The sequence below is a fragment of the Neobacillus niacini genome, from assembly GCF_030817695.1.
GTDB lineage: Bacteria > Bacillota > Bacilli > Bacillales > Cytobacillaceae > Neobacillus > Neobacillus niacini_F.
Genome location: NZ_JAUSZQ010000002.1, coordinates 4,171,643 through 4,183,724, shown reverse-complemented (window position 1 = coordinate 4,183,724; position 12,082 = coordinate 4,171,643). Strand labels below are relative to the sequence as shown.

Genomic DNA, 12,082 nt, shown 5'->3' with positions numbered 1-12,082 from the left:
GGGCAAATTTATTATTTCTTAAGTTTAAGAACTAATTCTTCTTCAGGGGTAACATATACTGTCTGTTGATTATCATAAATAACAAAGCCGGGCTTTGCACCGCTTGGTTTTTTAACATACCGCACCTTTGTATAATCTACAGGTACGGAACTGGAGCTTCGAGCTTTGCTAAAATATGCAGCCAATTTTGCTGCTTCATAGATGGTTGCTTCGGATGGTTCTTTACTACGAATGACCACATGTGAACCAGGAATATCTTTGGTATGAAGCCAAATCTCATCTCTTGCAGCAAGTTTATTAGTCAAATAATCATTTTGCTTATTATTTTTACCAACGATCATTTCAGTGCCATCAGATGAAAGGTAATGGTCTAATATAGGTTTAGCATTAGATATCTTTTTCGCATTTCGTTTTTGACGGTCGCGGATATATCCACCTTCCACCAGTTCTTCGCGAATTTCCTGAATGTCCTTAGGGGAGGCTGTCTGCACCTGCTGAAGTAAATTCTCAAAATAAAGAACTTCCTCACGTGCTTTTTCAATTTGTTCGATAACAATGGATACAGAGTTTTTCGCCTTCTGGTATTTAGAAAAATACTTTTGCGCATTTTCTGATGGCGTTTTCCGTGGATCCAATGGTATGACAACTGTGCCGCCCATTTCATCATAATAATCCATTACTTCGATTTCTTTCATCCCTTTTTTTGCAACATAAAGATTTGCTGTTAACAATTCCCCAAAACGTTGGAGCTGGTCTGCTTTTTCAGCCTCTCTTAATGTGCTCTCTAACTTTTCAATTTTTTTCTCATTCTTTTCTTTTTCATTGATGATTAACCGCTCAATATCATTTCCTTGCTGCTTAACCCTGTCACGTTCAGCCTTTCCAAAATAAAAGCGGTCAAGCATTTCACTTAAGGTGGAAAAGCTCTTTACTTCCCCTTTAATATGTTCAAGTGGAAAGAGGTAGAACACTTCCTTATTATCTGTTGACATTATAGACGGAACAAGCTCTCCGCTCTTAATTCTTTGTATCAATTGAAGGAATGCAGTCGGTAAAGTTGCCCGGTTGGCAATGCCGCTTTGGAAAATTACTTCTTTTGCAAACAGTGGTGAAGTTCCAGCAAAATGCTCAACAATTTGCTTATCAAGCTTACCGCTATTAAAATCAATCTTTCTCAAGATATCATCAGTACCAACAGAAAAAGGGTTTTGTTTGTTTTGTTCTGGCGGGTAAATGTATGTCTGCCCTGGCAATATCGCTCTGTGACTGTTTACCGCAAACGACACGTGCTTAACGCTATCGAGAATGATATTCCTAGTTTTATCAACCAGTACAATATTACTGTGTCTGCCCATGATTTCAATGATTACCTGTTTGTAGCTAACATCACCGATTTCATTCCGGCCTTTGATTTCAAAAATAATCATCCGATCATTTTCTACTTGGTATACATCCTCTAATATATAACCCTCTATATGCTTTCTTAGCAGCATACAGAACATTGGCGGTTCGCTGGGATTTTCGTATCCTTCATTCGTGAGCTGTACACGCGCATAACTGGGGTGTGCTGAAAATAATAATTTTTGATTCACTCCATTCGCACGGATTGTTAGAATGACTTCATTTTTATAAGGCTGGTGCACCTTGTTAATTCTGCCGCCCTTTAAAGTGCGCGAGAGTTCATCAACCATTGCTTTTGTAAATAAACCATCAAATGACATGGAAAACATCCTTTACTTCAAACATTTTTATTCTTAAGTATAGCTTACAAAGTATGAGTATGTCTTATTTTAACTAGTTCATGCAGTTCTCATAACTCGTCTAAATTATCATAGCATTTTTTGGGACGAGGCTGAATAAGCTTTCTTTAGAGTAATGTCTAAGAAAACTAGGGGGAAGTGAGATGGTCGGATGAAATTCCATGAGATGGAGATAAATCAAGTAGAAAAGGTCTTAGATACCGACTTTTCTTCTGGGTTATCACCAGAAGCAGTAAAGAAACGAATAGCTCAACATGGGCTTAATGAGTTGCAAGAAGGGGAAAAGCAATCTGCTTTGCTCTTATTTTTTAGTCAGTTTAAAGATTTTATGGTGTTGGTACTGCTCGCAGCCACGCTGTTATCAGGATTGCTTGGCGAATATATTGATGCAGTAGCGATTATTGCTATCGTCATTATTAACGGTATCCTTGGCTTCTATCAAGAAAGAAGAGCTGAGAAATCTTTGCAGGCACTAAAGGAATTATCCGCTCCACAGGTTTCGGTATTGCGGGAAGGACAATGGGTGAAAATCCCTTCTAAAGAAATTGTCCCCGGAGATATCATTAAATTTTCAAGTGGAGATAGAATAGGTGCCGATGTACGGATTATTGAATCTAGAAGTTTAGAAATCGAAGAGTCCGCACTGACTGGAGAGTCCGTGCCGGTATCTAAGCATATAGATCCATTAAAGACAATCAACCCTGGGATTGGTGACATGGAGAACATCGCCTTCATGGGCACGATGATTACTAGGGGAAGTGGTGTAGGAGTCGTTATCGCTACAGGGATGAAAACAGCGATGGGGCAAATTGCCGATTTACTCCAAAATGCAGAATCGCAGGAAACTCCCCTACAGAGACGCTTAGAGCAGCTGGGTAAAATTTTGATAACAGTAGCTTTATTGTTAACCGTGCTTGTGGTTGCGATTGGGGTTTTACAGGGACACGAACTTTATACGATGTTCTTAGCGGGTGTATCTCTTGCAGTTGCCGCAATTCCTGAGGGATTACCGGCAATTGTAACAGTTGCTTTGTCTCTTGGAGTACAAAAAATGATTAAGAAAAATGCGATTGTCAGAAAGCTGCCGGCAGTAGAAACACTTGGCTGTGCATCGGTTATTTGTTCTGATAAAACGGGAACGATGACGCAAAACAAAATGACCGTTACCCATTTATGGAGCGGTGGTAATACATGGACAGTCGATGGTGTAGGTTATCAGCCTCAAGGTGATTTTTACCGTGATAATACACGTGTACATCCAAAAGATGAAAAAGCTTTGCAGCAAATGCTTGTCTTTGGGATGATCTGCAATCATTCTGAATTAGTAATCAAAGATGAAGATTATATTCTTGACGGAGACCCAACAGAGGGTGCTTTGCTTGTTAGTGCTATGAAAGCGGGATTGGATCGTACAAATTTATTAAATGAATTTACAATCTTAAAGGAATTCCCGTTCGACTCTGCGAGAAAAATGATGAGTATGCATGTTAAAGATAAGCAAGGCAGGAATTTTATTGTAACAAAAGGGGCACCGGATGTAATTATTGGTAAGAGTGAATCGATTCTTTGGGATGGTAAGACACAATATCTAGGACAGAATGTACAAAGCCAGGTCCAAGAGGCAATCAATAGCCTTGCTTCAAAAGCGCTTAGGACGATTGCGATTGCCTTTAAACCTATTCCTGCGAATACCATTATCCTGAGCGAACAGGAAGCCGAAAGTAAATTAACCTTTATTGGTGTTCAAGGAATGATTGACCCGCCTAGACCAGAAGTTAAAGACGCCGTAAAAGAATGTAAAGAGGCCGGGATAAAAACAGTAATGATTACCGGTGATCATGTGATAACGGCTAAGGCTATTGCCGCACAGCTCGGAATCTTAACTAAAAAGAGTAAGGTCTTAGATGGCAATGCATTATCAAACATGTCCGTTGAGGAGCTTGAAGAAGTAGTAGATGATGTTTCTGTATTTGCCCGTGTTTCACCAGAGCATAAGTTGAAAATTGTTAAAGCTTTACAAAATAGAGGTCATATTGTTGCAATGACAGGTGATGGTGTGAATGACGCACCAGCCATTAAAGCTGCAGATATTGGTGTGGCCATGGGGATTACGGGAACAGACGTGGCAAAAGAAGCATCTTCACTTGTCCTATTGGATGATAATTTTGCCACAATCAAGTCAGCAATTGAAGAAGGCAGAAATATTTATGAAAATATAAGGAAATTTGTTCGATACTTACTAGCTTCAAATGTTGGTGAAATTTTGGTGATGTTATTTGCTATGATTTTAGCGCTTCCGCTGCCCTTAGTTCCGATTCAAATTCTTTGGGTCAATTTAGTAACGGATGGCCTTCCGGCAATGGCATTAGGATTAGACCGTCCTGAAGAGGATGTAATGAAGCGTAAACCGCGTAGTCCAAATGAAGGTGTATTTGCTCGAGGATTAGGCTGGAAAGTGGTCTCTAGGGGTTTTCTCATTGGAATCGTAACCCTATTAGCCTTTATGATTGTCTATAAACAAAATCCTGAAAATCTACAATATGCACAAACGATTGCATTCGCAACGCTAGTATTGGCACAGCTTATTCATGTATTTGATTGTAGAAGCGAAAAGTCCGTTTTATCAAGAAATCCGTTTGGAAACCGATACCTTGTTTGGGCGGTTGTCTCATCTCTTGCTTTAATGATTGCAGTAATATACTATCCGCCAATCCAACCAATATTTCATACCTTACCAATCTTAGCAAAAGACTGGATTTTAATTATCGGTCTCTCATCGATACCAACTTTTTTACTAGCAGGAACATTTTTGTTAAGAAAAACAAAATAAAGTGTGTTATAATCCAAAAGGTAGTAGAGATGACTCTATTACCTTTTGTTAGTTTTCGCAAAGAAACAATATACTTTACATAGCAGGTTAACCGCTCAGAAGATTGGAGTGTCCTTGATGGTTATAAGTATGACGGGCTTTGGGAGAAGCAGAATATCCTCTGCCACTTTTTCTGTAACTGTGGAAGTAAAAACAGTCAACCATCGTTTTAGTGAAATTAATGTTCGGATGCCGAGGCAGCTGTTAAAGGTAGAAGATAAGATTAAGAAAAAATTAAATCAGCATCTCCGACGCGGTAGAGCTGAAGTGTATATAATGATAGAAGGGGAAGGTGCAGTTACTCGGAAAATTCAGGTTGATTGGCAGCTGCTCGAGGAGTACTACCTATTTATCAAAGAGGCACGTGATAAATTTAATCTTGAAGGAAAAGTATTAGTTCAGGATTTATTGACACGGAACGAATTTTTACATATTGAAGAAAATGATGCTGGCAACGAAGAATTGGAAAATTTAGTGATCAAAGCAACAGAAGAGGCAGTTATACTATGTAAGCAAATGCGAGTAACCGAAGGGGAAGAGCTAAGTAAGGATTTGCTCACTTCTTTATTACAATTAGATAGAAATATAGATGAACTAAGAGAATACGCTCCGCTAGTTGTCTCAGCCTATAAAGAACGTTTATTGAAAAGAATTGAGGAATTAGTACAAGGACAATTTGATGAAAGTCGAGTATTAACCGAAGTGGCCATCTTTGCTGATAAAATTGATATTAACGAGGAGTTAACAAGGTTAAATAGCCACGTTCAGCAATTTAGGCAAACATTAACTGAGTTAGAGCCAATTGGTAGAAAACTTGATTTTCTTGTTCAGGAGATGAATAGGGAAACTAATACGATTGGTTCTAAAGCAAACGATTCAGCTATTACTAAAAAAGTAGTTGAAATAAAAAGTTTGCTTGAGAAACTGAAGGAACAAGTTCAAAATATTGAATAACAGTGTTTAGAAAATGGTTGACTCGACCAAAATATATTATTGATGATTGGATGATAATCATGTCGATTAAGTTGATTAATATTGGATTTGGAAATATCGTATCTGCCAATCGGATAATTTCAATTGTAAGCCCTGAATCTGCTCCAATAAAAAGGATTATCCAAGATGCCCGTGATCGGGGATCTTTGATTGACGCTACATATGGAAGACGTACACGTGCGGTAATTGTAATGGATAGTGACCATGTTATTTTATCAGCAGTACAGCCTGAAACGGTTGCCCATCGACTGGCAGACCGTGATGAAATTATTGATGAAGGGTAGGATTATAGAAAATGCAGGAAAAAGGATTACTTATCGTATTTTCTGGTCCATCTGGTGTCGGAAAAGGAACGGTTAGAAAAGAAATATTTTCCCATCCGGACACGGCTTTTGAATACTCAATATCCGCAACAACCCGTGCGCCTCGCCCAGGGGAAGTAAATGGGGTTGATTATTTTTTTAAGTCACGTGAAGAATTCGAAAAATTAATTGAGCAAGGTAAACTCTTAGAGTATGCAGAATTCGTTGGGAATTATTATGGTACACCTGTAGATTATGTACGTGAAACCTTAGATGCTGGGAAAGATGTATTTCTAGAAATCGAGGTAAAGGGTGCGCGACAGGTTAGGGAGAAATTTCCTGAAGGTTTATTTATTTTCTTAATGCCTCCCAGTCTTTCCGAGTTAAAGAATCGGATTGTTACAAGAGGTACAGAAACAGAAGAGTTGATCAACAATCGGATGTTATCAGCACGTGATGAAATTGAAATGATGGAATTATACGATTATGTTGTAGAAAATGATCAAGTAGAATTGGCATGTGAACGGGTAAAAGCCATTGTTGTCGCGGAACATTGCCGACGGGAACGTGTAGAACACCGATATAAAAAATTACTGGAGGTCGAATAAATGTTATATCCTTCGATTGACTCATTACTTAATAAAATTGACTCAAAATACTCACTAGTTTCTGTTGCAGCAAAACGTGCCCGCTCCATGCAGCAAACACGTGATGAAAGATTAACTAAATATGTTTCTTATAAACATGTAGGAAAAGCATTAGAGGAAATCTACAGCGGAGAGCTGACATACCGAGTTCCAAAAAAATCAGAAACAGGTGCGATTTACGGTAAAGATAGCAATATAGGCAAGTAAAAAGTGAGAAGGTCTGACAGCAAGAGATGTCAGCCTTTTTTATTTTTTGTCGAAAAGCGGTTGAAAAAGATGAAAAAATAAAGTGTTTCTAGCATAATAAAAGAATAGATACTTGTGGAATAGAAGTGGGGGATACGATGATGTTGGATAAAAAGATTTTATTATGTGTGTCTGGTGGAATTGCGGTATATAAAGCTGCAGCTTTAACAAGCAAACTTGTCCAAGCTGGTGCCAAGGTAAAGGTAATACTTAGTGACTCTGCTGCAAAATTTGTTTCCCCTTTAACTTTTCAGGCGTTATCCCGAAATGATGTGTATACCGATACTTTTGAAGAAAAAAATCCCACTGTAATCTCACACATCGATTTAGCTGATTGGGCAGATTTAGTACTTGTGGCGCCAGCAACAGCCAATACAATAGGTAAGCTGGCAAATGGCATTGCTGATAATATGATTACCACCACCTTACTTGCCGCAACTGCTCCAGTTTGGATTGCTCCGGCGATGAATGTACATATGTATGACCATCCAGCAGTGAAAAAGAACCTATCAATTTTGGCCTCTTACGGTTACCAATTTATTGAACCAAGTGAGGGCTATTTAGCTTGTGGCTATGTAGGCAAGGGGCGTCTAGAGGAGCCTGAGAAAATTGTTGAACTAACCAAGCAGCATTTTTTTAATAAAAGCTCTTTGAAGTTAAAAGGGAAAACCGTTTTAATTACTGCTGGTCCAACAAGGGAAAAGATCGACCCCGTCCGGTTTATTACGAACCATTCTACTGGAAAAATGGGATATGCTCTGGCCGAAGCAGCAAAAAAAGCGGGCGCAAAGGTTATATTAGTTTCTGGTCCGGTACAATTATCTCCACCGCCTGGTGTGGATATTGTTAAAATTGAGAGTGCAGATGAGATGTATCATGCAGTCATGAACAACTTTGTTGGTGCCGATATTATTATCAAAACAGCAGCAGTAGCGGATTACACTCCTAAGGTTTCTTATGAACATAAAATGAAAAAGCAGCCCGGGGACAAAGTGATTGAACTTGAAAGAACGAAAGATATATTATCTGAACTTGGAACCAAGAAGAGAAACAAAATCCTAATTGGATTTGCAGCGGAGACTGAGAATGTCGAAGAATACGCAGTAAAAAAATTAAAAGCCAAAAATGCAGATATGATTGTAGCTAATAATGTAAAGGCAGAAGGTGCAGGATTTGGCAGAGATACAAACATCGTGACGCTTTTTAAGCGTGACGGAACCAAGATTGAGCTACCTTTAATGTCAAAGCTTGAGGTTGCACACAAAATTATTGAAGAAATCATTGTATTGCCAAAGGATTTGGAATCAAATGAAAGTTGCTAGTGTTATTGTTGATGTGCCCGCAAAACAAACGGATAGGGCTTTTGATTACTTAATTCCATCCCAATGGCTTGAAACGATTAAGCCTGGAATGAGGGTGATTGTCCCCTTTGGTCCAAGGAAAATTCAAGGTTTTGTTACTGAGATAAAAGCAGAATCTGAATTTAAGAAACTCCGTGAAATTATCGAACCGATGGACCTACAACCTGTTCTAACTTACGAGTTACTTGATCTTGGTAATTGGCTGACAGAAAATACCTTGTGCTTTAAGATTTATGCCTTTCAGGCAATGCTCCCCGCAGCATTAAAAGCGAAGTACGAAAAGAAAGTTAAGCTTTCCGCGGGAGTAGAACCAAGTCATTTACCTGCCCAACTTCAAGAAGCATTTAAAAATGAAGAAGCTATTAACTGGGATGATGCATTAAATAACGGTCTTGTTCCCATTCTTCAAAGAGAAGCTGCTAAAGGTCTGTTAGAAGTTATTTATGTGGTGAAAGAAAGACTCAAGAAAAAGAAATTAAAGTATGTTATCCCGCTGCTTTCCTCAAGAGATTTAGAAGCAGCCCAAAATGGCCTGCCTCCAAAAGCAGAAAAACAAAAAGAAGTATTAAAGTATTTTGTTGAGCACAGTGATCCGGTGGAATTGAGGCATTTGTTATCACTATTAAATATTTCCTCATCAACCGTAAAAGCACTCGTTGAAAAAGGATTTCTTGCTGAGAAAGACATGGAAGTTTATCGGGACCCTTATGAAAATCGGACTTTTACTCGCACCGAGCACCTGCTCTTAACAGAAGATCAGCAACGAGCGATGGTTCCAATTCTTGATAGTATTGAAAATAAACTCCATGAGGTTTTTTTACTTTATGGGGTAACTGGCAGCGGGAAAACCGAAATTTATTTACAAACCATTCAGGATGTTATTGAAAAAGGTAGAGAAGCGATTGTACTAGTACCAGAAATTGCGTTGACTCCTCAAATGGTAAATCGCTTTAAGGGCCGTTTTGGAAATTTAGTAGCTGTATTACACAGCGGACTCTCTGCCGGTGAAAAATATGATGAATGGCGGAAGATTCAACGTAAAGAGGTTAAAGTGGTGGTCGGTGCAAGGTCAGCCATCTTTGCTCCATTTGAGAACCTGGGAATCATTATTATTGATGAGGAACATGAAACAAGTTATAAACAGGAAGAAATGCCACGCTATCATGCACGGGATGTGGCCGTTGAACGAGCCCAAAAAAATAATTGCCCAGTTGTACTTGGAAGTGCAACTCCATCACTTGAGTCTTTTGCAAGAGCACAAAAAGGGGTTTATAAACTATTATCCCTGCCAAACCGAATGAATAAGAGAGCACTGCCGGCGGTTGAAATTATTGATATGCGTGAAGAACTTAGAGCGGGAAATCGGTCAATGTTCTCGAGAAAGTTGTTTGAATTGCTTAAAGAAAGAATTGAAAGAAAAGAGCAGTCCGTACTATTTCTAAATAAACGCGGACATTCATCTTTTGTTATGTGCAGGGATTGCGGGTATGTAATGAATTGTCCTAATTGTGATATCTCCTTAACCTATCACAAGGTTAAGGAACAAATGAAATGCCATTATTGCGGTTTTGAGAGCCATGTACCCAGTCAGTGCCCTGAGTGTTCAAGTGACTACATCCGCTATTTTGGTACAGGAACACAAAAGGTTGAAGATGAACTAGGGAAAATTCTTCCTGAAGCAAAAGTAATTCGTATGGATGTGGATACAACAGGACAAAAGGGAGCCCATGAGAGGCTGTTAAAGGAGTTTCACGAAGGTAAAGCAGATATACTATTAGGTACGCAAATGATTGCAAAAGGACTGGACTTTCCTAATATTACACTTGTCGGCGTTCTATCAGCAGATACGATGCTCCATTTACCTGATTTCCGTTCATCTGAGAAAACCTTTCAATTATTAACACAAGTTAGTGGCAGGGCGGGGCGCCATGAGTTACCCGGGGAAGTCATTATCCAAACTTATACTCCGGAGCACTATAGTGTAGAACTGGCCGGAACGCAGGATTTTGATCGCTTTTACCACAGGGAAATGATGATGAGAAAAGCTCATCATTACCCGCCGTTTTATTATTTGGCCTTAATTACCATTAGTCATGAAGAATTAATAACCGTCGTTTCGGCTACGGAAAAAATTGCCGCTTTTGTCAGGTCACGGCTATCCAATCAAGCCGTAGTTCTAGGGCCTGCGGCCTCACCAATCCCGCGGATTAATAACCGCTACCGCTATCATTGCCTAATAAAATACAAGCGTGAACCCGAGCTTAATAAAACACTAAAAGCCATACTCGACCAATATCAAGCCGACCCAAAAAGTGGATTACTCGTGTCAATCGACGTAAACCCATTTATTTTAATGTAAGATAAGGAAATATCATTGATATAAAAGGTTATGATAGAGTAATTTGGGTGAAAATGTATAGTAATTAATCAAAAAGAGAAAAAAATCGGACAACTACGATTTAGATGGAGGAACACCTTTGGCTATACGAAAAATTGTTATGTACCCTGCAGAGGTACTTGAAAAAAAATGCACGCCTGTTGTCAAGTTTGACAGAAAGCTTGCTAAATTGCTTGATGATATGTATGACACTATGATTGAACACGATGGTGTTGGCCTAGCTGCCCCGCAAATTGGGATAGATGAACAAATTGCAATCGTTGATATTGATGATGAATCAGGTACGATTGAGATGATCAATCCTCATATTATCAATACATCAGGAGAGCAAACCGGTCCAGAAGGGTGTTTAAGCTTTCCAGACCTTTTTGGAGAAGTAACCAGACCAAATTATGTAAAAATTGAGGCATTTAACCGCAAAGGAAAAAAATTCACGCTCGAGGCAGAGGGATTTCTCGCGAGAGCGATACAGCATGAAATGGATCATTTAGACGGGGTATTATTCACATCAAAGGTAAGCCGGTATCTCGAAGAAGATGAGTTAAAAGGAGTAGAAAGTGAATGACGAGAATCGTTTTTATGGGTACCCCAGACTTTTCAGTACCTGTTTTGCAAAGAATTATAGAAGACGGTTATGAGGTGATCGGTGTCGTTACCCAGCCGGATAGGCCAGTTGGCAGAAAAAAAGTACTAACGCCGCCGCCTGTCAAAGTCGAAGCGTTAAAGCATGGAATCCCTGTCTATCAGCCTGAAAAAATTCGTCAAAAAGAGGAAATAGAAAAAATTCTTTCTTTAAATCCCGATTTGATTATTACAGCTGCTTTTGGACAAATTTTGCCGAATGAAATATTAAAAGCACCAGCACATGGCTGTATTAATGTCCATGCGTCACTTCTTCCCGAACTTCGCGGCGGTGCACCCATTCATTATGCACTTATTCAAGGTAAAAAGAAAACTGGGATCACCATTATGTATATGATTGAAAAGCTGGACGCAGGTGACATATTAACTCAAAGTGAAGTAGAGATTACCGAAGAAGATAACGTAGGCACTCTTCATACAAAGTTAAGTAAGGCTGGGGCTGCCCTTTTATCTGAAACTTTGCCAAATTTACTAGAAGGAAAATTAACGCCTATTCCTCAGGATAATGAGAAAGCAACATTTGCTTATAATATTAAGCGTGAGCAGGAAAAGATTGATTGGTCCAAAACGGGCGAAGAAATTTATAATCATATCCGCGGATTAAACCCTTGGCCAGTTGCTTTTACAACCCTTGATGGTCAAACGGTGAAAATCTGGCGTTCAGAAAAGGTAAAAGGTACAGGGATTGAGGTGCCTGGGACTGTCATAAAAAATGAACCTGATGGTCTAACTATATCAACGGGTAATGAAACAGCTATTAAGATTAAAGAACTGCAGCCTTCTGGAAAAACAAAAATGACGGGTGAAGAGTTTTACAGAGGTACGGGATCGAAAATCTTAGTAGGCAGCAGATTGGGAGAATAA

The 12,082-nt window shown here is 39.2% G+C and carries 10 protein-coding genes; 9 read left to right on the top strand and 1 reads right to left on the bottom strand.

The features are described from left to right. Nucleotides 1-11 precede the first annotated feature (11 nt). Nucleotides 12-1,721, bottom strand: coding sequence for an Rqc2 family fibronectin-binding protein (locus QFZ28_RS20950; RefSeq protein ID WP_307196440.1), 1,710 nt, complete (start codon nucleotides 1,719-1,721; stop codon nucleotides 12-14). Between the two features lie 190 nt (nucleotides 1,722-1,911). Between QFZ28_RS20950 and QFZ28_RS20945 the strand changes: the two genes are divergently transcribed. The 9 genes from QFZ28_RS20945 to fmt all read left to right on the top strand — a co-directional run bounded on the left by QFZ28_RS20945 (nucleotide 1,912) and on the right by fmt (nucleotide 12,082). After that, entirely contained in the window at nucleotides 1,912-4,590 is a 2,679-nt protein-coding gene (locus QFZ28_RS20945) for a calcium-translocating P-type ATPase, SERCA-type (RefSeq protein ID WP_307196439.1), read from the top strand. Between the two features lie 117 nt (nucleotides 4,591-4,707). Further along, nucleotides 4,708-5,583 (top strand): YicC/YloC family endoribonuclease, encoded by an 876-nt coding sequence (locus QFZ28_RS20940; RefSeq protein WP_307196438.1) that lies wholly within the window; start codon nucleotides 4,708-4,710, stop codon nucleotides 5,581-5,583. Nucleotides 5,584-5,642: 59 nt separating this feature from the next. After that, a complete protein-coding gene (gene remA / locus QFZ28_RS20935; RefSeq protein ID WP_095247706.1) occupies nucleotides 5,643-5,906 on the top strand; it encodes an extracellular matrix/biofilm regulator RemA in 264 nt (87 codons plus the stop codon). 11 nt (nucleotides 5,907-5,917) lie between these two features. Further along, a complete protein-coding gene (gene gmk, locus QFZ28_RS20930) occupies nucleotides 5,918-6,532 on the top strand; it encodes a guanylate kinase (protein WP_307196437.1) in 615 nt (204 codons plus the stop codon). Further along, nucleotides 6,533-6,778 (top strand): DNA-directed RNA polymerase subunit omega, encoded by a 246-nt coding sequence (gene rpoZ / locus QFZ28_RS20925; RefSeq protein ID WP_307196436.1) that lies wholly within the window; start codon nucleotides 6,533-6,535, stop codon nucleotides 6,776-6,778. Nucleotides 6,779-6,915: 137 nt separating this feature from the next. Beyond that, entirely contained in the window at nucleotides 6,916-8,139 is a 1,224-nt protein-coding gene (gene coaBC, locus QFZ28_RS20920; protein ID WP_307196435.1) for a bifunctional phosphopantothenoylcysteine decarboxylase/phosphopantothenate--cysteine ligase CoaBC, read from the top strand. Continuing rightward, entirely contained in the window at nucleotides 8,126-10,537 is a 2,412-nt protein-coding gene (gene priA, locus QFZ28_RS20915) for a primosomal protein N' (RefSeq protein ID WP_307196434.1), read from the top strand. The genes coaBC and priA overlap by 14 nt, the downstream gene beginning before the upstream one ends. A 118-nt stretch (nucleotides 10,538-10,655) precedes the next feature. Next, entirely contained in the window at nucleotides 10,656-11,141 is a 486-nt protein-coding gene (gene def / locus QFZ28_RS20910) for a peptide deformylase (RefSeq protein WP_307196433.1), read from the top strand. Further along, the gene (gene fmt / locus QFZ28_RS20905; protein WP_307196432.1) at nucleotides 11,138-12,082 is read left to right on the top strand and encodes a methionyl-tRNA formyltransferase; all 945 of its coding nucleotides are present in this window, start codon (nucleotides 11,138-11,140) and stop codon (nucleotides 12,080-12,082) included. Before def ends, fmt begins: the two co-directional genes overlap by 4 nt.